General features: G+C 60.9%; 18 protein-coding genes and 1 tRNA gene. 11 read left to right on the forward strand and 8 right to left on the reverse strand.

Going from position 1 to position 21,477, the window contains the following annotated elements:
- Window positions 1-204: 204 nt before the first annotated feature.
- Window positions 205-1,437: a multifunctional CCA addition/repair protein gene (locus J7302_RS23910; protein ID WP_215380652.1), complete on the forward strand. Its 1,233-nt coding sequence runs from the start codon at window positions 205-207 to the stop codon at window positions 1,435-1,437.
- On the opposite strand, the gene folK is transcribed toward J7302_RS23910, so the two are convergent.
- Entirely contained in the window at window positions 1,410-1,952 is a 543-nt protein-coding gene (gene folK / locus J7302_RS23915; RefSeq protein WP_215380654.1) for a 2-amino-4-hydroxy-6-hydroxymethyldihydropteridine diphosphokinase, read from the reverse strand. The genes J7302_RS23910 and folK overlap by 28 nt on opposite strands.
- Entirely contained in the window at window positions 1,943-2,296 is a 354-nt protein-coding gene (gene folB / locus J7302_RS23920) for a dihydroneopterin aldolase (protein WP_215380656.1), read from the reverse strand. The genes folK and folB overlap by 10 nt, the downstream gene beginning before the upstream one ends.
- 51 nt (window positions 2,297-2,347) lie before the next feature.
- Here folB and plsY point away from each other — a divergent pair, with 51 nt between their 5' ends.
- Window positions 2,348-2,917, forward strand: a complete 570-nt coding sequence (gene plsY, locus J7302_RS23925) for a glycerol-3-phosphate 1-O-acyltransferase PlsY (protein ID WP_215380658.1) — start codon at window positions 2,348-2,350, stop codon at window positions 2,915-2,917.
- A 31-nt stretch (window positions 2,918-2,948) separates the two neighbouring features.
- On the opposite strand, the gene tsaD is transcribed toward plsY, so the two are convergent.
- The gene (tsaD, locus tag J7302_RS23930; protein ID WP_215380661.1) at window positions 2,949-3,974 is read right to left on the reverse strand and encodes a tRNA (adenosine(37)-N6)-threonylcarbamoyltransferase complex transferase subunit TsaD; all 1,026 of its coding nucleotides are present in this window, start codon (window positions 3,972-3,974) and stop codon (window positions 2,949-2,951) included.
- Window positions 3,975-4,180: 206 nt separating this feature from the next.
- Here tsaD and rpsU point away from each other — a divergent pair, with 206 nt between their 5' ends.
- The 5 genes from rpsU to J7302_RS23955 all read left to right on the forward strand — a co-directional run bounded on the left by rpsU (window position 4,181) and on the right by J7302_RS23955 (window position 12,423).
- Window positions 4,181-4,396, forward strand: a complete 216-nt coding sequence (rpsU, locus tag J7302_RS23935; protein ID WP_003085057.1) for a 30S ribosomal protein S21 — start codon at window positions 4,181-4,183, stop codon at window positions 4,394-4,396.
- A 192-nt stretch (window positions 4,397-4,588) separates the two neighbouring features.
- Window positions 4,589-6,565, forward strand: coding sequence for a DNA primase (gene dnaG / locus J7302_RS23940; RefSeq protein ID WP_215380664.1), 1,977 nt, complete (start codon window positions 4,589-4,591; stop codon window positions 6,563-6,565).
- Between the two features lie 67 nt (window positions 6,566-6,632).
- Window positions 6,633-8,486 carry an RNA polymerase sigma factor RpoD gene (rpoD, locus tag J7302_RS23945; protein WP_215380666.1) on the forward strand — a complete coding sequence of 618 codons (1,854 nt, stop codon included), beginning with the start codon at window positions 6,633-6,635 and terminating at the stop codon, window positions 8,484-8,486.
- Window positions 8,487-8,593: 107 nt separating this feature from the next.
- Window positions 8,594-12,331, forward strand: a complete 3,738-nt coding sequence (locus tag J7302_RS23950; protein ID WP_215380669.1) for a bifunctional diguanylate cyclase/phosphodiesterase — start codon at window positions 8,594-8,596, stop codon at window positions 12,329-12,331.
- A 15-nt stretch (window positions 12,332-12,346) separates the two neighbouring features.
- A tRNA-Ile gene (locus J7302_RS23955) sits at window positions 12,347-12,423 on the forward strand.
- A 342-nt stretch (window positions 12,424-12,765) separates the two neighbouring features.
- On the opposite strand, the gene J7302_RS23960 is transcribed toward J7302_RS23955, so the two are convergent.
- The 5 genes from J7302_RS23960 to J7302_RS23980 form a co-directional block, all read right to left on the reverse strand.
- Window positions 12,766-13,257 (reverse strand): hypothetical protein, encoded by a 492-nt coding sequence (locus tag J7302_RS23960; protein ID WP_215380671.1) that lies wholly within the window; start codon window positions 13,255-13,257, stop codon window positions 12,766-12,768.
- Window positions 13,258-13,333: 76 nt separating this feature from the next.
- The gene (locus J7302_RS23965; RefSeq protein WP_215380674.1) at window positions 13,334-13,675 is read right to left on the reverse strand and encodes a hypothetical protein; all 342 of its coding nucleotides are present in this window, start codon (window positions 13,673-13,675) and stop codon (window positions 13,334-13,336) included.
- An 84-nt stretch (window positions 13,676-13,759) separates the two neighbouring features.
- Entirely contained in the window at window positions 13,760-14,104 is a 345-nt protein-coding gene (locus J7302_RS23970; RefSeq protein WP_215380676.1) for an immunity protein Imm33 domain-containing protein, read from the reverse strand.
- Window positions 14,105-14,157: 53 nt separating this feature from the next.
- Entirely contained in the window at window positions 14,158-14,967 is an 810-nt protein-coding gene (locus J7302_RS23975) for a hypothetical protein (protein WP_215380679.1), read from the reverse strand.
- A 280-nt stretch (window positions 14,968-15,247) separates the two neighbouring features.
- Window positions 15,248-16,459, reverse strand: a complete 1,212-nt coding sequence (locus J7302_RS23980) for a patatin-like phospholipase family protein (RefSeq protein WP_251702232.1) — start codon at window positions 16,457-16,459, stop codon at window positions 15,248-15,250.
- Window positions 16,460-17,052: 593 nt separating this feature from the next.
- Between J7302_RS23980 and J7302_RS23985 the strand changes: the two genes are divergently transcribed.
- The 4 genes from J7302_RS23985 to J7302_RS24000 all read left to right on the forward strand — a co-directional run.
- The gene (locus tag J7302_RS23985; protein WP_251702233.1) at window positions 17,053-17,922 is read left to right on the forward strand and encodes a DUF4344 domain-containing metallopeptidase; all 870 of its coding nucleotides are present in this window, start codon (window positions 17,053-17,055) and stop codon (window positions 17,920-17,922) included.
- 270 nt (window positions 17,923-18,192) lie between these two features.
- Window positions 18,193-18,798 carry a TetR/AcrR family transcriptional regulator gene (locus tag J7302_RS23990; RefSeq protein ID WP_215380686.1) on the forward strand — a complete coding sequence of 202 codons (606 nt, stop codon included), beginning with the start codon at window positions 18,193-18,195 and terminating at the stop codon, window positions 18,796-18,798.
- Window positions 18,799-19,068: 270 nt separating this feature from the next.
- Entirely contained in the window at window positions 19,069-20,958 is a 1,890-nt protein-coding gene (locus J7302_RS23995) for a DUF1302 domain-containing protein (protein WP_394359111.1), read from the forward strand.
- A 15-nt stretch (window positions 20,959-20,973) separates the two neighbouring features.
- Window positions 20,974-21,477, forward strand: a 504-nt coding sequence (locus tag J7302_RS24000) for a DUF1329 domain-containing protein (RefSeq protein WP_251702234.1), incomplete at its 3' end; no start/stop codon positions are given.

Below are 21,477 nucleotides of genomic sequence, written 5' to 3' on the forward strand. Positions count from 1 at the left end.
CAGATCCCGCAGGCACAATAGCCCGCCCCGGCGGGAGCAAATTGATTCGCGAAGGACCGCAAAGCGCCCCCTGGCAGGAAACTGTTTGAGGCCAGCACGACAGGCCCCAGGCCCGTTCGCGAATGAATTCGTCCCCACGACGGATCCCCGCATTCCTCTGCTTCAACAGCCAGGCTGCTATCCTCCGCATCCACGGAGGCATGCATGCAGATATACAAAGTTGGTGGCGCAGTACGTGATCGCCTGTTGGGACGCCCGGTCGTCGAGAACGATTGGGTCGTGGTGGGCGCATCGGCCGAAGAAATGCTGGAAAAGGGCTTCCGCCCGGTCGGAGCCGACTTTCCCGTGTTCCTGCACCCAGAAACCGGCGAGGAATATGCCCTCGCCCGCACCGAGCGCAAAAGCGGTAGAGGCTACGGCGGGTTCACCTTCTTCGCCAGCCCGGATGTCACCCTGGAGCAAGACCTGATCCGCCGCGACCTGACCGTCAACGCCATGGCTGAAGACGACGAGGGCCAGGTCATCGACCCTTACGGCGGCCAGCGTGACCTCGAAGCCAGGCTGCTGCGCCATGTCTCCCCCGCGTTCGCTGAAGACCCGCTGCGGGTGCTGCGAGTCGCCCGCTTCGCTGCACGCTACGCCCCACTCGGCTTCCGCGTGGCCGAGGAAACCCTGGAACTGATGCGTCAGATCGCCGAGTCCGGTGAGCTCGACGCGCTGACCCCGGAACGCAGCTGGAAGGAAATTGCCCGTGCGCTCATGGAACCCAGCCCGGATGTGTTCATCCAAGTCCTGCGCGATTGCTGCGCGCTCAAGGCCTGGCTCCCGGAACTGGACAGCCTGTTCGGCGTCCCACAGCCGGCCCAGCACCATCCGGAGGTGGACACCGGCATCCATATCCTCGCCGTGCTGCGCCAATGCGCCATGCACGAACAACCGCTGGATGTGCGCTGGGCCTGCCTGCTGCATGACCTCGGCAAAGGCCTCACCCCGGAAGCGGAATGGCCACAACACATCGCCCACGAAAAACGCGGCATACGTCTCATCCAGGCGGTCAATGAACGCTGCAAGGCCCCGCGCGACTGCCAGGAACTGGCCGTTCTAGTGGGCGAATTTCACACCCACGCCCATCGAGCCCTGGAGCTCAAGGCTTCGACCCTGCTGGACCTGTTACAGCGGTTCGATGTCTACAGGCGCCCACAGCGATTCGAAGCCTTCATCGCAGCTTGCGAGATGGATGCCCGCGGCCGCAGCGGGCTTGAACAGCGTGCCTACCCTCAGGCCGATTACCTGCGCAGCGCAGCGACCGTCGCCCGCGCGGTCGCAGTGCAACCGCTACTGGAGCGAGGCCTGAAGGGAGCGGAACTGGGTGAGGCGCTCAAGGCAGAACGCCTTGAGGCGCTGAAGATTCACAAGGAATCTGGCGGGAATGCCTGACGCAGCGGTGCCGGGGTAAGCTCGGCCCCGCGCCACAGGAACGACACCGGCCAAAGCGATTGCTGGATCTGCGCCGCCTTCCAGAGTTCGGCGAAGGTGCGCCCATCCACCGGGTGAGCCAGATCGGGGGCCAGCAGCGACAGCGGCCAGAGGACAAAGGCGTTCTTCAGCACTTCGGCACGCGGAAGAACCAACCCGTCGAAATTTCCGACGCGGTCACCGTACAGCAGGACGTCGATGTCCAGCGGCAGGCCCTTGCGGCCCGGCGCATAGCGACCATTGTCAGCCTCGATCACCTTCAGTCGACGGTCCAGTTCATGCAACGGCAGGTCGGTGCGAGCCGATACGACCAGGTTGAAAAAGTGCCCGCTCTTGATCCCCACTGCCCGGCTCTCGAACACCGGAGAGCAACGAATGTCGTGGAGGAATTCAGCCAAGGCCTCAAGCCCGGCGGTCAGGTTGCGCTCGCGCTCAACGTTGCTGCCGAGGCCCAGAAAAACAGGTATCAGCGACATCCGCGCTCGATCTCCACGCCGACACTGCTGGCCGCCGGTACCGCTCCCGGCTTGTGCAGCTTCAATCGCAACCAGGGAATATTGAATTCGGCCATCAGTAGCGCGGCCAAGCGTTCGGCAAAAGTCTCCACCAGCAGGAACTGGCTTTCAGTGGCGAATGCCTGGATACGCTGGGAAACAGACGCATAGTCAAGGGCCAGGGTCAGGTCGTCGCCGTCCGCTGCTGGACGATTGTCCCACCCCAGTTGCAGGTCAAGCCGCAAGCATTGGCGAATGCTGCGTTCCCAGTCATAGGCGCCGATGACCGTATCGACCTCCAGACCCTCGATGAAAACCGTGTCCACGTCAGTGCTGCCCCGCTAGAATCGGGACTTCCTCGCCCCGGAATGGATACCATGTTTTGGCTGCTGGCGACTCTCGCCTACCTGCTCGGATCGTTGTCCTTCGCCATTCTGCTCAGCCGGTTGTTTGGCACGGTCGACCCGCGTGCCCAGGGTTCCGGCAACCCCGGCGCCACCAACATGCTGCGGGTGGCAGGAAAGAAACTTGCGATCCTGACCCTTTTCGGAGACCTGGCCAAAGGCCTGGCGCCGGTGCTGGTCGCCTCACTATTGGGCCTGGGCATCCAGCAGCAAGCCTGGATAGGCCTTGCCGCGGTGCTTGGACACCTTTATCCCTTGTACTTCCGTTTCCGCGGCGGCAAAGGGGTCGCTACGGCTGCAGGCATGCTGCTCGGGCTCTACCCACCCGCCGCACTGCTGGCTATTGCCGCGTGGATGCTGACCTTCTACCTGACCCGCACCAGCTCGTTGGCGGCATTGATCGCCACGCCACTGACCCTGCCGCTACTGGCCTGGCAGCAACCCGGCGCCCTATTGCCGATGACCCTGCTGACCGGACTCATCGTCTGGCGTCATCGCGGCAATCTACGCGACCTTTTCGCCGGGCGCGAACGACATTTCTGAATCCGATGAGTGAATGGGGCTCAGCCAGCAGTCAAACCGCTGGCAAGCTCTCCATCGGCCAGCGCGCCTGCACGGCAATCGCCGGACCGTCATGCTGCCCTGCCAGCAAACGCTGGCAGCCCGCATAGGCGATCATGGCCCCGTTATCAGTGCAGAACCGTGGACGCGCGTAGAACACATCGCCCTTCAGCTCACCCAGCATCTTGGCAAGGGCCTGGCGCAGTGCCTGATTGGCGCTGACACCACCGGCGATGACCAGACGCTTCAGCCCGGTCTGTTTGAGGGCGCGCTTGCACTTGATGGTGAGAGTCTCCACCACTGCCTGCTCGAACGCCAGAGCGATGTCGCAACGGGTTTGCTCACCGTCGTCCCCAGCACCGCGGCACTGCTGCCAGGTATTGAGCGCGAAGGTTTTCAGGCCACTGAAGCTGAAATCCAGCCCCGGGCGATCCGTCATCGGTCGAGGAAAGGTGAAACGGCCTGGGGTACCACTCATCGCCAGGCGAGCGATCTCAGGCCCGCCGGGATAGCCCAGGCCGATCAGCTTGGCAGTCTTGTCGAACGCCTCGCCGGCCGCATCGTCCACCGATTCGCCAAGCAACTCGTAACGGCCGATGCCATCGACGCGCACCAACTGCGTGTGGCCGCCGGAAACCAGCAGAGCGACGAACGGAAACTCCGGCGGCTGCTCCTCCAGCATGGGCGCCAGCAGGTGGCCCTCCATATGGTGAACGCCAAGCGCCGGCACGCCCCAGGCAAACGCCATGGCCTGAGCGCAGGACGCCCCGACCAGCAATGCACCTACCAGCCCGGGGCCGGCGGTGTAGGCGATGCCATCGATATCGGAGGGCACGCAGCCGGCTTCGTCCAGCACCTGGCGCAGCAAGGGCAGCATGCGCTTGACGTGATCGCGCGACGCCAACTCAGGCACGACGCCGCCGTAGACCCTGTGCAGGTCGATCTGACTGAACAGCGCATCGGCCAGCAGGCCACGTTCGCTGTCATAGAGTGCGACGCCGGTTTCGTCGCAGGAGGTTTCCAACCCCAGCACTAGCATGGGTATGAGCCTTCAGGCCTAGCCAAACAAGAAGGCGCGAATCATAATCGCCGCCCCTCGCCCCGACCAGTGGTTTTCGACTGAAGGCTTTGCATTCCAGGGCCCGAGGCGTTAATATCCGCAGCCCTTGAAATCCGACGCGCCACCGAGCCTACTTTTTGCCGGAATGCGTCGACCATTCGGTAATTGATGAAGGTACGACCTGGATGCCAGCCGTCAAAGTAAAAGAGAACGAACCCTTCGACGTAGCCCTGCGTCGTTTCAAGCGCTCCTGCGAAAAAGCCGGTGTACTGGCCGAAGTTCGCAGCCGCGAGTTCTACGAGAAGCCCACTGCTGAGCGTAAGCGCAAAGCTGCTGCTGCAGTTAAGCGTCACGCCAAAAAAGTGCAGCGCGAGCAGCGCCGCCGCGAGCGCCTGTACTGAGTTAACAGGCTCCGCAGCACGCTCTAGCATCGCCCGGCCACGGCCGGGCGAGTGCATTTAAGCAGCACAGAAGACTCCGCTTCGCTACGGCGATAGCCGGAGTTTTTTGCTTTCTAGCGCACGTCGCTCGCCCCCTGTTTCGCCCACCGAGCGGGGAGTATGCTTCGAACCTCAAAGCGCCCCGAGCACCCTATGGCCGGTCTGATCCCCCAAGGCTTCATCGATGATCTGCTGAACCGCACCGACATTGTCGAAGTGGTGGGTTCACGCATCCAATTGAAGAAGGCCGGCAAGAACTACACCGCGCGCTGCCCCTTCCACAACGAGAAGACACCGTCCTTCAGCGTCAGCCCGGACAAACAGTTCTACTACTGCTTCGGCTGCGGTGCCGGCGGTAACGCCCTTGGCTTCATCATGGACCACGACCACCTGGACTTTCCCCAGGCGGTCGAGGACCTGGCCAAGCGCGCCGGGCTGGATGTACCGCGAGAAGAGAGCGGGCGCAGCAACAAGCCCCGCCAGCCGACCGACTCCCCGCTCTACCCCCTGCTGACGGCGGCCTCTGACTACTATCGACAGGCATTGAAAAACCACCCGACCCGCAAGGCTGCGGTCGAGTACCTGAAAGGGCGCGGACTCACCGGCGAAATCGCCCGTGACTTTGCCCTCGGCTTCGCCCCGCCCGGCTGGGACAACCTGCTCAAGCACATGGGCGGTGACAGCCTTCAGCAGAAAAGCATGATCGATGCCGGTCTGCTGATCGAAAACGCTGACACCGGCAAACGCTACGATCGCTTCCGCGACCGCGTGATGTTCCCCATTCGCGACAGCCGCGGGCGGATTATCGCTTTCGGCGGCCGGGTGCTGGGCGATGACAAGCCCAAGTACCTCAACTCCCCGGAAACGCCGGTGTTCCACAAAGGCCAGGAGCTGTACGGCCTTTATGAAGCGCGCAAGCACAACCGCAGCCTCGACGAAATCATGGTCGTAGAAGGCTACATGGACGTCATAGCCCTCGCCCAACAAGGCCTGCGCAATGCCGTCGCCACCCTTGGTACCGCCACCAGCGAAGAGCACATCAAGCGCCTGTTCCGCCTGGTGCCGAGCATCCTGTTCTGCTTCGACGGCGACCAAGCCGGTCGCAAGGCCGCCTGGCGCGCGCTCGAAGCCGCCCTGCCAAGCCTGGAAGACGGTCGGCGTGCGCGCTTCCTGTTCCTCCCCGAAGGCGAAGACCCCGACAGCCTGGTCCGCAAGGAGGGCACCGACGCCTTCCTGGCCCGCATCACCCAGCATGCCCAGCCCCTGGCGGATTACTTCTTCCAGCAACTGACCGAAGAGGCGAACCCCAGCTCACTGGAAGGCAAGGCACACCTGGCCACCCTTGCCGCTCCGCTGATCGAACGCGTGCCCGGCGCCAACCTGCGCACCCTGATGCGCCAGCGCCTGGCGGAAATCACCGGGCTCAACAACGACGCCCTCGGTCGCATGGCGAGAACCACCGCCAGCCCCCCCACCAGCAGTGAGCCCCAGACGTCGGACGACAGCTATTACGACAGCATCTCCGGCTACAGCGACTATCACGAGCCGGACCCGTCCCAGTACTTCGAATCGCCCGCCGCGCCCCAGGGAAACTGGAAAAAAGACGAACGGCGCAAGGACAGCTGGAAGAAGGATGGCAAGAAGTGGGACAAGTCGGGGCGCGGAGATTTCAAGCGCCCGCCACGCACCGAAGTCAGTGTCGAATCGCCCACACTCACCGCACTTCGCACCCTTCTTCACCACCCTTCACTGGCGCAGAAAGTCGAAGATGCCAGCCATTTCGCGGCAGAAGACGATACCTACGCCCAGCTGATGGTGTCACTGGTGGAGGCCGTCCAGAAGAACCCGAAACTGCGTTCGCTGCAGCTGATTGCCCGCTGGCACGGCACCGAACAGGGCCGACTGCTGCGCGCCCTGGCGGAAAAGGAATGGCTGATTTCCAGCGATAACCTTGAACAACAGTTTTTCGACACTATAACTAGGTTGTCGGCTCGCCAGCGGGAACGCCGCTTGGAAAATCTGCTGCGGAAAGCGCGGCAAAGCGAACTCAGCGCAGAAGAGAAAGATCAGCTGCGCGACCTCCTCAGCCGCAACACGTCTCCCCTGACTCCGACCTCAACTGGCGCGTAAGGCCCCGGATCAGGTATAATCCTCGGCTTGTTTTCAGCCCGCCAAGACCTTAAGTGGATAGGGTGCCATGTCCGGAAAAGCGCAACAGCAGTCTCGCCTCAAAGAGTTGATCGCCCGTGGCCGTGAGCAGGGATACCTGACTTACGCGGAGGTCAACGACCACCTGCCGGAGGATATTTCCGATCCGGAACAGGTGGAAGATATCATCCGCATGATCAACGACATGGGGATCAACGTATTCGAGAGTGCTCCGGATGCGGATGCCCTGTTGCTGGCCGAAGCCGACACCGACGAAGCCGCAGCCGAGGAAGCTGCAGCCGCCCTCGCTGCTGTCGAGACCGATATTGGCCGCACCACCGACCCCGTGCGCATGTACATGCGTGAAATGGGTACCGTGGAACTGCTGACCCGCGAAGGCGAGATCGAAATCGCCAAACGCATCGAGGAAGGCATCCGCGAGGTGATGAGCGCCATCGCCCACTTCCCAGGGGCGGTCGACGGCATTCTCTCCGAGTACCAGCGCGTCACCACTGAAGGTGGCCGCCTCTCCGACGTTCTCAGCGGCTACATCGACCCCGATGACGGCACCCTGCCGGCAGAAGAAGTCGAGCCTGTCGAGCTGAAGGACAACGCCGCCGCGGCCAAAGACAAGGACGAGGACGAAGAGGAAGAAGGCGAAAGCGACGACGCCGAGGAAGAAGGCGACGGTGGTCCGGACCCGGAAGAGGCCCTGCGCCGCTTCACGGCAGTATCCGACCAGCTGGAAAACGCCAAGAAGGCCTTGAAGAAGCACGGTCGCGGCAGCAAGCAAGCGGCTGAAGAACTGCTCGCCCTGGCTGAACTGTTCATGCCGATCAAGCTGGTGCCGAAGCAATTCGACGCCCTGGTGGAGAAGGTCCGCGGTGCACTGGACCGTGTCCGTGCCCAAGAACGCGCCATCATGCAGCTCTGCGTCCGCGACGCACGCATGCCGCGCGCCGACTTCCTGCGCCTGTTCCCGAGCAACGAAGTCGACCTGACCTGGGCCGACGGCCTGGCCAAGGGCAAAGCCAAGTACGCCGAAGCCATCGGCCGCCTGGTGGACGACATCAAGCGCAACCAGCAGAAGCTGGTGGACCTTGAGAAGGAAGTCGACCTGACGGTCAACGACATCAAGGACATCAACCGCCGGATGTCGATCGGTGAGGCCAAGGCTCGCCGGGCGAAGAAGGAAATGGTCGAGGCCAACCTGCGTCTCGTGATTTCCATCGCCAAGAAGTACACCAACCGTGGCCTGCAATTCCTCGACCTGATCCAGGAAGGCAACATCGGCTTGATGAAGGCGGTAGACAAGTTCGAATACCGTCGCGGTTACAAGTTCTCGACCTATGCCACCTGGTGGATTCGCCAGGCAATCACCCGCTCTATCGCGGACCAGGCGCGCACCATCCGTATCCCGGTGCACATGATCGAGACCATCAACAAGCTGAACCGTATTTCCCGCCAGATGCTGCAGGAAATGGGCCGCGAACCCACGCCGGAAGAACTGGGCGAGCGCATGGAGATGCCTGAGGACAAGATCCGCAAGGTTCTGAAGATCGCCAAAGAGCCGATCTCCATGGAAACCCCGATCGGCGACGACGAAGACTCGCATCTGGGTGACTTCATCGAGGACTCCACCATGCAGTCCCCGATCGACGTCGCCACCGTGGAAAGCCTCAAGGAAGCGACCCGCGAAGTGCTGGCCGGCCTCACCGCCCGTGAAGCCAAGGTCCTGCGCATGCGCTTCGGCATCGACATGAATACCGACCACACCCTCGAGGAAGTCGGCAAGCAGTTCGATGTGACCCGAGAGCGTATCCGCCAGATCGAAGCCAAGGCGTTGCGCAAGCTGCGTCACCCGTCTCGAAGCGAGCATCTCCGCTCCTTCCTCGACGAATAAGCCCTCCCAGAACCCCCGGCCAGTCCGGGGGTTCTGCTTTCTGCTTCCTACTGGCCAGCAGCCACGTCTACACTGCCCACTGTCATCCCTCAACGAATGAGGCCGCCATGGCGCGACTGCCGGCCATCCTCCTGCTCTGCATCGCATTCTGGGCAGCTTCGGCCAGCGCCTTGACGCTCACGCCGGAAGAGCGCGCCTGGCTCGACGCCCACCGGGAATGGCGGCTCGGCATCGACACTTCCTGGCCGCCCTTCGAATTTCGCGACGAACACGGCACCCATCAGGGCCTGGCCGCCGACTACCTCGCAGAAGTCCGCAAGCGCCTCAACGTCCAGTTCAAACCCATCGAACCCAGCAACTGGAGCGAGGTGTTGTTACAGGCGCGCAAAGGTAAGCTGGAGTTGCTTCCGGGCATCATGTCCACCCCGGAGCGCCAGGAACATCTGCTCTTCACCCGCCCCTACCTCGATTTCCCGATCGTCATCCTTTCCCGGGAGAAGGGCGTGCAACCGCGCGAAGTCAAACAGCTCTATGGCCTCAAGGTTGCCGTGGTGAAGGACTATGCCCCCCACGAACTGCTGCGCAATCGCAACCCGGACCTCAGCCTGCACGCCTACCCCAGCGTTGCCGCCGCACTGCAAGCGCTGGCGACTGCCAAAGTCGACGCTTTTGTCGGCGATCTCGCCTCCAGTGTCTGGAGCCTGCGCCAACTCAAACTCGATGGCATCGCCATCAGTGGCGAAACGTCTTACCGCTACCAGTTGGCGATGGCCACGCCGCGCGGCAATCCCCTGCTCGCCAGCATCCTCGACAAAGCGCTCGCCGACATCAGCAGCGAAGAGGCCACCGCGATCCAGCAGCGCTGGGTCGGCGGAGCCGTGTACCAGACAACCGACTGGCCGCGCGTGCTCCTTTACGGCCTGCCGGCCTTGCTCGCAGTGCTGGGCATCCTCGTCTACGTCCTGCGGGTGAATCGCCGCCTGAGCGCAGAGATGACCAACCGGGCTGCCCTGGAAGTCGAACTACGCAGCAGCGAGCAGCACTACCGCGGACTGGTGGAAAGCCTCAACGCCGTCTCCTGGGAGATGCGCGTATCCGACCTCTGCTACACGTACGTCTCGCCCCAGGCCGAACGCCTCCTCGGTTACCCGCTGTCCGCCTGGCTCGAGCCCGGCTTCTGGCAACGCACCCTGCACCCGGACGATGCTGTCCGGGCCGAGCGCTACTGTCTCGAGGAAACTCGCGCAGAGCGTGACCACTGCCTCGACTACCGCATGCTCGCAGCCGACGGCCGGGTACTCTGGATACACGACATCGTCACCCTCATCCCACACCGCGACGGCCTGATCATGCGCGGCCTGATGGTCGACATCACCGAGGCCAAGCAGACCGAACAGGCGCTGCGACTCTCGGAACAGAAGTTCGCCTCGGTTTTCCACAACTGCCCCGACATCATTGTCATCGCACGGCGCTCGGACGGCACCCTGCTGGCGGTCAACCACACATTCGAACAACAGATCGGCATCAGCGCGCAGGATGCCCTCGGCCGCTCCGCAACCAGCCTCGACATCTGGGGTATCCCCGGCATAGGTCCGACGCTGCTCCAGCGCCTGCAGCAAGGCAACCCGCTGCACAATCTGGAAATGCCCTTCCGTCGCCGCAACGGCGCGGTTTTCACCGGCCTCATCTCAGCCCAGACCATCCAGTTGGATGACGCACCGGCCCTGGTCGTGGTCGTCCGCGACATCACCCAGGTCAAACAAACCCAACAGCTGTTGCAGGTCTCCGAGGAAAAGTTTGCCCGCGCCTTCCATGCGTCGCCTGATGGCCTGCTGATCACTCGCCTGAGCGACGGCAAGCTGATCGAAGCCAACCGAGGTTTCAGCCGCATTTCCGGTTACAGCGCCCTGGAAGCCACCGAGTGCTCGACCCTCGAGCTCGGCCTCTGGGCCAACCCGGAAGATCGCGATTACATGGTCAGCGTCTTGCGCGACCAAGGCAGCCTGCACCACTTCACCGCGCCTATTCGCCAGAAGAACGGCCAGATTCGTTTGTGCGAACTCTCTGCCCAGCCCATACCGATCAACGGCGAACCTTGCATCCTCACCATCGCCCGCGACATCACCGAACGCCAGCAGATGCAGGAGAAACTCCAGCAGGCGGCCACCGTCTTCGAAAGCACCGCCGAAGGGGTGATGATCACCGACGCAGAGCAACGCATCACGGCGGTCAACCGGGCCTTCAGCGAAATCACCGGCTACAGCGAAGCCGAAGCCCTCGACCAGACCCCTCGCCTGCTCGCCTCCGGCCACCACGACAGCGCCTTCTTCGCCGCCATGTGGTACCAACTCGAGCAGGACGGCCACTGGCAAGGTGAAATCTGGAACCGTCGCAAAAACGGCGAGCAGTACCCGGAATGGCTGACCATCAACGCAGTCCGTGATAACAGCCAGGGCGTTACCCACTATGTCGGCGTGTTTGCCGACATCTCGCCGCTCAAGCACGCCCAAGCCCGCCTCGACCACCAGGCTCACCACGACCCACTCACCGGCCTGCCCAACCGGCTGCTCTTCGAAAACCGCCTGCAACTGGCCCTGAACGATGCCGCGACCGACAACCACCATGGCGCCGTCCTGTTCATCGATCTGGACCGTTTCAAGCACATCAACGACAGCCTCGGCCACCCGGTCGGCGACCAACTGTTGAAAGGCATCGCCAACCGTCTGCGTGACCAGCTACGCGACATCGACACCGTTGCCCGCCTAGGCGGCGACGAATTCATCATCCTCCTGCCAGGCCTGCATAACGCAGGCGATGCCCAAGCGGTCGCCAACAAACTCCTCGCCTGCTTCGATGCCCCGGTTCCCGCAGGGAATCATGAGTTCTTCATCAGCGCCAGCATCGGCATCAGCCTGTTCCCCGAGCACGGTACAGACGTCGCAACGCTGGTAAAAAATGCTGACGCTGCCATGTACCGGGCCAAGGCGTGCGGGCGCAACCGCGTCGAGCTCTATACCCGCGACCTGACCTTCCAGGCCACCGAGCGCATGGCTCTGGAGAACGAACTGCGTCGCGCCCTGGAGCGCGACCAGCTCTACCTTGTCTATCAACCCAAACTCTGCCTCGGCACCCGATGCCTGGTTGGAGCTGAAGCTCTGATCCGATGGAACCACCCTATCCTCGGAGAGATCCCTCCCGAACGCTTCATCCCGCTCGCCGAAGAATGCAGCCTTATCCTTCCGCTGGGCGACTGGGTCCTGCAGAAGGCCTGCGAGCAGATGCAGCAATGGCAGGAGCAGCACGCATCTTTCGGCCCCATCTCGGTCAACCTGGCTGGCGCGCAACTGCGTCAAACGACCCTCGCGGATCGACTGCAGCAGCTGCTTCAGAGCCTCGGGCTCGACCCGCAGCGCCTGCAACTGGAAATCACCGAGGGCTTCATCATGAGCCAGGCCGAAGAGGCCCTGGGCGTGCTCCACGACCTCAAGGCCCTGGGCGTACAACTGGCCATCGACGACTTCGGCACCGGCTACTCCTCGCTCAGCTACCTCAAGCGGCTGCCGCTGGACACTCTGAAGATCGACAAATCCTTCGTCAGCGGCCTGCCTGACGACGCCAACGACGCCGCCATCACCCGCGCCATCATTGCCCTGGGCCGCAGCCTGCAACTGACCGTAATCGCCGAAGGAGTGGAAACCACTGCCCAGGAACACTTCCTGGCCCAGGAAGGCTGCGAGCAGATCCAGGGGTTCATCGTCAGCTCTCCCCTGCCAGCCGAGGCCTTCGCCCGAAAATTCCTAAGCCCCCTTCCGACGATTGGCGCTCAACATAAGGCGCCTGTATAATCCGCCGGCCTTCTGGGGCCTATAGCTCAGTCGGTTAGAGCAGAGGACTCATAATCCTTTGGTCCACGGTTCGAGTCCGTGTGGGCCCACCAATTGAATCAACAACTTAGGTCAACCCTCGCGGTTGGCCTTTTTTGTTTTTGGCGTCTTTGTAAGCACTTTGTAAGCATCCGACGTAAAAAAGCCCCTCAAAGGGTTGGCCGGATGGTCGTGCGCGATCAATTCAGACCTGCGGCCCAGCGCATTTGTCGGCAAGTGTGGCACTCCCCTTCATCACCGCGCCGACACATTCAGCGGGCGGATAGACCGGCACGGCCTGGAGCGAATCGACGGTGGCAGGCGACTCAGGTGGCAACATCTGCCAAATTGCTGCCAGTGACGACAGACAGCAACCGGCCAATAGCTGCCCCTCATGTCCGGCTGCCACCTGCCGACTACACAGAGTCATCGTTGTGCTCTGTCCAGACCGCAGACGCCTCCCTGTGCGAATCAACTCCTCGAAAAAATGCCTCTCCGAATGCCTGATAATCTGGATTGCTGCCACCCTGCCACTCAACAAATTTGGGTCGATGAACCGCAAATCCATCAGGGGACTCGGCGTGGCGATATGGGACGGCCATTGTGAGAGTGGCGACGGGGGAAGCGTAGGAACGGATGACTACACATAGCGCATCAGTCCGGCCGGTTGGCAGAGTTATGTATCCGTCGTACACCAGCGTGGCGCGATCAGCCCCATCTGGGTTTGACTCAAAATGCGCTTGAGCTTGAGCAACACCATCCTCAAGCTGTTCAGCCTCAAAGCGGAGCATACTGCGGCCGTTGGCCGCAGACTCTTGGGCCAGCATGGGAATCAAAGTCTCTCCGTCCGACACGCACCAGATGCCGTGGGCGGCAAAGAAACCAGCGAGTTCAATTGCACGTTCCATGTGGCTCTCCTGTGGCGCCTAACGTTGGAGTTAACGGGCGCCGGTACGGCGTCCCATTGGGTAACTTGTTAGATTGCTATTCGTCGCTAATATCAATGACGTGCTTTGACAGGAACCAGACCTCCATTCCTGCCTTTATGTCGTCTGTGCAGTAAGGGTCATTATCTAGCTGGCCTCTGTAGAGGCCTCCGATGCGCCCCTTAACAATAACCCACATGCGCTCAACATTGACTTCCTCTTCATTAGAGTTATCAATGGTAACTATTCTAAAAATGAGTTTAACGATCTGCTCTGGTTGGAGATTGTTTCTGACTTCAATGTGCGGAATCCAGAAGGTTTCCGGATGCTCATTGTGTCTAGCCTCTCCATCATCCAGTTCCCAACCATCAGTTTCGATGTCAGCTAATTTGGCGTCCATGGCATCTCAGCAATCCAACGTTGAAGTTGAGGCCGCAGGGCCGGTGCATCCGGACAAGTCGGCCTTGAACGAGTTGTTAGGCGGCTACTCTACCAGTAGCGCCTGATCAAACCACACATCTTCATACCCCGGCGCCAAAACCACACCCCAGCCAGGCGCCAATGCCAGATACGGCTGAATTTGAGGGCAATGCTCTGAAATGTGGGCCACATGCAGAGCCTGAAAGAACTCGGGACCTGTGCAGTATTCACCACCCCAGATGTACCAGCCGCAGGTACCATTAACTGCTAGATGCCGGACAGCCGTGAACGGCAGCTGATGCAGTGTGCTCAGAGCAATGCCGAGCTTCTCTGTGAGGGCAGGAGCCAGCATCTCTGCCGAGAAGCGCTGGCAGATTGCTAGCTGTTCTTGCGTGGGCTGAGCTTCCATGGCTTTAGACGCCTGACGTTGGAGTTAAGGCCGCGCCCAGGGTACCGCCGTGTTCAGTTCATAGAGGTAGTTAACGCTGGAGCTAAACCACCGTATCCTGCGGTCCGCTTGGATAATTTGTTAGCCATTTTTTTTCGTGATGCTTTAAAGGAATCGAACTGCTTTCGCAATTCAGAAAACGGCCGAAGCCCTAGCTCATCAGGATTCTTAGGTAGTTTTTGGTGGTCAATATATCGAATTCCTTTTGTTACATCATATTCGCCCAAGGTCATATCTAATAGAATGTAGGTGGCCGACACTATGAAACTCCTTCTTTCCTCGGAGTATTCGGGGTGATAAACAATTAGATCAAACTTGTCGTCATCAATGCGGCTGTATATCCACAGCTTGGATGGATCAAGCTCCTGTCCTTCATATTTTAATTTAAGGTCAGAGAGGTTATCCATCCTGGGACGAAAAGCCACAATTGACCAGCGCTTTAGAGAGGGAGATGAACTTACTAATGACTCAACGGATGGAAATAGCTCAGAAATCCCATCTGCGCTTACTACGAATTCTCTCTTGCCATTTACTGCGGCTGAAATTTCAAAAACCAGTCCATCTTGATATTTATTTAGATTGTCGGAAATATCATCAAATACTTCTTCTTGATTTGATTTAAAGTTAAAGATCCTATTTTCGTTTTCTTTAAACCAACTCCAGAAAGCTCCTTCTGCCGTTTCTGATGCAAACAAGTCCATAGATAAAGCCGAAAATAGAAAAATTAAGATGACTGTTTTCATGCTGAATGGCCAACGATCAACAGGCGACAGAAGTGGCGTGGTGTTTTCCCTCGTTTGTGTCTGATAGCGTTCCTTGCTCATGCGTAACTTCCTGTTTTGCTTGAGTGCCGCGCCAGAAACACGATATGAGACGATTTGAAAAGGCGACATGGCTTCTGGCCACATTGCGGAGTTTAGCAGCGTGCCCATGGTCTGCTACTGGCCGGTTTGAGTCATTTGCGAGTGGCAGCCTTTGGTCGACTTCTGCCGGTCACGACCGGCAAAGATCGGCCAGAAGCGGCCCTTCAACTCGGTCTACAGAAGCATGAGCGATTCAACTACCCCGAATACCTTGAGCGTATAACCAGTCGTCGAGCGCTCGCTATTTGCCCGTCGCTGTTACGCTGGGAGCAGTGAATCCGGGTGGTACTTTAAGCCAAGGAAAGCCCTTCGACGCCATGTCAAAACCGGTGGAGTAGAGACTGCGCATGTATTCGTTATCGAACTCTTCCTTGTGCGGAGCGTTGAAGCTCGAGGGTATGAACCCGAGGTTGAAATCCACACCATCACGCTGGGCGGTGGAATAGATCCGGTAAAGGTCGCCGATACCCTGGCTGTGGATCAACGAGACGACCGCGCGACCGGCGATGCTCATGGTTTTGCGCTCGACGTCCGCCCAGTCCGGGTCGAGTCGTGAATTGCGTATCACGTATAGCTTGCGCTCGCGGGTCACTCCAACTGCTTTCGCTTCCTCATCGACGCGAACCGACGCCGGATAAGCGAACACCTGCGCCATGATGCCGCCGTCCACGTGCATTTCCTGATAGGCCTTACCATCGACATTCACGTCGATCATCATGGGCGGAAATCCTCCCGGAATAGAGGCAGATGCAATCATGACTCTCGCGAACAGATCCAATGCCTCAGGACCGCCATAGGTCGCGATTTTCCCCATGTCCCAGATTATGGGGCGGCGCGCATCGAGGTCCGCAGTGGCAACTAACAGAAAGCGGCCCTTGGCATACTCGGCAGCGATTTCCTTAAGTATCTGCTCATTCAGCGATTCGCGTGTCAGCTTCAACAGCGGTGCGTTATCTGACATTGCATCCCCCAAAACGCCGCCGAGAAAACTGCGCGGCTCGAGGACGTCTTTCGGTGACAGCGTTGTGTAGAACTTTGTCAGCGTCGCGTCGTACTTCGGCCCCAGAAATGCAAAAGGCGCAATCAACGCCCCCGTACTGATGCCGGTAACGAGCTTGAATTCCGGGCGCGTGCCTGTAGACGTCCAGCCATTTAACACGCCTACGGCAAATGCACCGTTGTCACCGCCGCCTGAAATGGCCAGATACACCGCTGGCGGCAGGGGCCCTTTGTGCCCTTGCTTTGCAAGGTAAGCCTGCTCCCGCTGCAGCGCTTGAATGCCGATTCGTGTGAATTCTGTCATGTCGCCACCGCCGACATAACGCACCCCCGGCATGCCAGGAATTTCCGCCCTCGCCGTCAGGTCGTCCGGCACCGCCGGCAAGCGTGTAGGCGCCACGGTGCAGCCCTGTAACAGCAGCAACAGGGCCATGATCAGGTTGGTGGCTTTCATAGTCGACGCTCTCGCTGTGCATGTATCGTTTGAGCCGCGTTGTTTGAACATCCCACCGCACGAAGCCTTTGATAGCGTCGTCGCACATGTTCGCGCGGATCGTTGCTCAACAAATTGCATGCCAGGGTGCGGAATGTTCATCTGTGGCAACTGAGCGGAGTGGTGGGCTAATGACAGCTTTGGCTCCGGTTACCTCATTAAAGACGCTTCACGATTCTGCGCTCAGAAGAAATCTGGGTTCCGATACCGCTGATCTTTCTGATCAGGCCAAGTTTGTCACGCGAAAAAGCCTTGATCGCTTGCAGCCGTTGAATCGATAGCACTACTGCAACGCTTCCTTGCAGCGGGCCCCTGGTCTGCCTCATCCAGAGGCACCCTTGGGCTTTGGTTAAGTCAGAACACCGCAACAATCCGCCTGGCAAAGCAGCCCACTATTTTCAGCGCAGATTTTGACCCGCAGCAAAAGGCCTGGACAAATCAGCCCAATAATGAGCACTACTGATAGCCCAATCTGCTTAGAGAACACTGAATGGAGGCTCGGTAGAACCATGCGCTCCCTGAGCGGGACAGCATCCTGGCGAGCCTGCCTTGTAATGCTGCTGATAGCCCTACCAGCCCCTGCACCGGCCGAGTCTGCGTTGACGGATGCAGAGCTGCGTTTCGTCACCGCCAACGCCGAGTTCACGCTGTTTCACGAGATGGGGCACTTGCTTATCGCGGAGCTGCAGTTGCCCGTACTGGGGAGAGAGGAAGACGCAGCCGATCAACTCGGTCTAATCGGCCTATTCCTGCGGAATAACCAGACCAAGGACCGCGCCTTCTATCGGAAGCTGGTCGACATTGCGGAGTACTGGCGCCTGGAGTGGCAGCGCCCGAAACCAGCTTACGAAGAAGTCCAGCCCTGGGACAGCCATGCCCTGGATGCCCAGCGTTTCTACAACATAGCCTGCCTGATCTATGGCAGCGATCCCGATAACCTTGACTGGGTCCTGGAAACCACGGGGTTGCCGGCAGAGCGAGCGCTTTACTGCGATCAGGAGTTCGCGCAGGCGCGCCATGCGGTCGAGTGGTTCGAGGCCAGACTGCGGCGCCCACCCAACCGGCCAATACGCCATCGCATCAGCGTGCAGTACGACCCGCCCCCGGCCCATATCAGCAATGGCCAGAACATACTGCAGAGGGTTCGGGAATCCGGGGAGCTGGAGGCAGTCGCGAAGCTGGCCAGCGAGATGTTCGATCTACCCCGGGACGGCCAGCTGCGCCTGAGTGGATGTGGCTCCCCCGATTCGTGGTACGACTCGCGCAATGTCGAAGTAGTCCTCTGCTATGAGCGCCTCGAGCACTTCCTACTCCTGTCGCGGGAATACTCGCCCACAGGGACCGAGGCTGCGAACCCCGCCCCTGATGAAACGCGGATCACGCACGGTCAGCCAGCCAAGGAGTCGACCGACTCGGTTCGATGAGAGACCGAAGCCCGGTTTTGTGAGGCGCCACAAAAAGACACCACAGACTCCATATGAACACTATCGATCACATGGAGATGTCCTAGATTCGCGCCTCCTTCCAGAGACACCCACCGCAGCCAACCTGACGAACGGTGGAAACCTGCATAGTAGAGCGCTCCATCAGCAGTCTCTACTTTCAGTAAGCCATTCCTCACGTGAGCGCAGTTGATTTCCAGTGAGCACAGGTGTTCAATACCGGCGTCATCCCTGAAACGAAGGGTCCTAGCCGTGAGCGCCATCCAGAAACGCATCCATGAGGCCGCCCTGCGGCTGTTCGCTGAAAAGCAGATCGCCGATGTGAACATCAGCGAACTGGCCCAGACCGCAGGCCTGGCCCGCAACACCATCTACAAGAATCTCGAGTCCATCGACTCGCTGTTCGAGACCGTGGCCAGCGAACTGGCGGCGGAGATGAATGAGCGGGTTGGCAAGAGCGCAGCCCCGGATCTCGATCCTGCCCAGCGCTTGGCCAACGGCATCCGCTTCTATATCCGTAGGGCCCATGAGGAGCCCCACTGGGGCGCCTTCCTCGTGCGCTATGCCGCCACCAGCTCGTCCATGCAGCGGCTCTGGGACGGCCCACCGGTGCACGATGTTCTGGCCGGCCTCGTTAGCCAGCGCTACAGCTTCCGCCAGGAGCAGCTCATGTCGGTGGTCGGTATGCTGGCCGGCTCGGTGCTCATTGCCATCGCCCTTGTCCTGCAGGGCCACAAGACCTGGCGCGAGGCTGGCAGTGACACCGCCGAACTGATTCTGCGTGCTCTGGGTGTCCCTCCGGACGAGGCCAGGGAATTTGCCTGCGCGCCCTTGCCGCCGCTGCCCAGCCTGAACTGATCCTGCCCCGTGATACCAAGCGCGCCACCTGCCGCGCAGGGGGCGCTTTTGCCCGATGAAAAGTGGGAGGGCCTGCATGACCTTGCTTTTCGCTTCGCCTGAACCGCACGGCACCGGTTAGCGCATACCTTGCCAGAACGGGGGCTCTGCCCTCCCCCGTAACCCTGATCCACCGCAATACGGACCTCATCGAGCACTCGATGACCTGTACGGGCTGGCTCATCCCGAAAAAGAGCCTAGGTCGCAATACCAGAACAAAAACAAGAGGTAATGAAGATGCTCAAGCAACCCCCATGGCAGCCCGCCCGCCTGGCATGCGCCATCAGCCTGGCCGCCCTGTGCTCCACGCCGGCCCAGGCCGTCGACTTCGCCATAGGCGAGCTCGAAGGCCAGTTCGACTCGACGCTCAGCGTCGGCGCCAGCTGGTCCCTGCGTGGCGCCGATCCCGAGCTGATCGGCGAGAACAACGGCGGCAAGGGCCTGGTCAGCGCCACCGACGATGGCCGGCAGAACTTCAAGAAGGGCGAAACCTTCTCCAAGATCTTCAAGGGCATCCACGACCTGGAGCTGAAGTACGGCGAGACCGGCGTGTTCCTGCGCGGCAAGTACTGGTACGACTTCGAGCTCAAGGACGAGAGCCGTCTGTTCAAGGACATCGACGATCACAACCGCAAGGAGGGCGCACAGGCCTCCGGTGCCGAGCTGCTCGATGCCTTCCTCTACCACAACTACGTGATCGGCGAGCTGCCCGGCACCCTGCGCCTGGGCAAGCAGGTGGTCAGCTGGGGCGAGAGCACCTTCATCCAGGGCGGCATCAACAGCATCAACCCGGTGGATGTCTCCGCCTTCCGCCGCCCCGGGGCCGAGATCAAGGAGGGTCTGATCCCGGTCAACATGTTCTACCTGTCGCAGAACCTGACCGACAACCTGACCGCCGAGGCCTTCTACCAGCTCGACTGGCAGCAGACGGTGGTGGACAACTGCGGCACCTTCTTCTCGCAGAACGACTTCATCGCCGATGGCTGCGACACGGTGCCCGTCGGCCCCAACCTCACCGGCATCCCGGCCGCCGGCGCGGCGCTCAACCCCTTCGGCATCCAGCTGGGCGAGGAAGGCATCATAGTGCCGCGCATGGCCGATGATGATGCCCGCGACAGCGGTCAGTTCGGCGTGGCCCTGCGCTGGCTCGTACCCGAGCTGGACACCGAGTTCGGCGCCTATGCGATGAACTACCACAGCCGGATGCCCTACGTGAATTCGCTGAGCAGCCCGAACATCGCCGATCTGAACTTCGTCCCGCAGCTGTGCGCCAACCTGGGTATCCCCGACCCGGCCGTCTGTACCGACCTCCTCGGCCCGGCACTCAACGACCTGGGCGCGGCCTACCGCATCGGCACCTCCAAGTACCAGGTGGCCTATCCGGAGGACATCCGCCTGTACGGCCTGAGTTTCGCCACCACCCTGCCGATCGGCACGGCCCTGTCCGGCGAGATCAGTTACCGCCCAAACATGCCCATACAGCTCAATGCCGTCGACCTGGTCCAGGCCGGCACCGGTGTGACGGCGCTGTCGCCGCTGCTCTCCTCCGGCGCCTACACGGCGAGCAACTCGGCGCTGGTCAAGGGCTATCAGCGCAAGCCCATGACCCAGGCGCAGATTACCGCCGTGCATTTCTTCGACCAGGTCATGGGCGCCGATCGCCTGACCCTGATCGGCGAAGTCGGCGTGGTGCATGTCGGCGATCTGGAGGGCAAGGGCGGCCTGCGCTATGGCCGCGATCCGGTGTTCGGCCAGGGCCGACTGTACCCCGACAACGACCTGTGCCGCAGCGTCACCAGCGCCAGTACCGCGCAGAACTGCAACGACGAGGGCTTTGTCACCAGCACCTCCTGGGGCTATCGCGCCCGGGCGATCTGGGAATACACCGACCTGATTCCGGCGGTGACCCTCAAGCCGAACCTGGCCTGGTCTCACGACGTCGACGGCTACGCCCCCGAGCCAGGTTTCAACGAGGGCAGCAAGGCGATCAGCCTGGGCGTGGATGCCGAGTACCGCAACACCTACACCGCCAGCCTGTCGTACACCGACTTCTTCGGCGGCGATTACAACACCAGCATCGATCGCGACTTCGTCGCGCTCAGCTTCGGCATGTCCTTTTAAGCAGGAGAACAGATCATGAAACGCTTTATGCAGAGCACCAGCCTGGGTCTGTCCCTGCTGGCAGGCAGCGCGCTGGCCGCCGTCACCCCGGAGCAGGCCGCCCAGCTCGGCAAGACCCTGACCCCGCTCGGTGCGGAGCAGGCCGGCAATGCCGACGGCAGCATCCCCGCCTGGACCGGCGGCCTGCCCAGCAACAGCGGCCAGCAGAGCCCGGAGGGCTTTCTCGACGACCCCTTCGCCAACGAGCAGCCGCTGTTCACCATCACCGCGCAGAACGCCGAGCAGTACCAGGACAAGCTGAGCCCCGGCCAGCTGGCCATGCTCAAGCGCTACCCCGACTCCTATCGCATGCCGGTCTACCCCAGCCACCGCAGCGTCGCACTGCCGGACTTCGTCTACGCCGCCGTGCGCTCCAACGCCCAGAACACCCAGCTCGTGGCAGGGGGCAATGGCCTGACCAACTTCCAGACCGCCTATCCCTTCCCCATCCCGCAGAATGGTCAGGAAGTCGTCTGGAAC

Source organism: Metapseudomonas boanensis, from assembly GCF_018704125.1.
Taxonomy (GTDB): domain Bacteria; phylum Pseudomonadota; class Gammaproteobacteria; order Pseudomonadales; family Pseudomonadaceae; genus Metapseudomonas; species Metapseudomonas boanensis.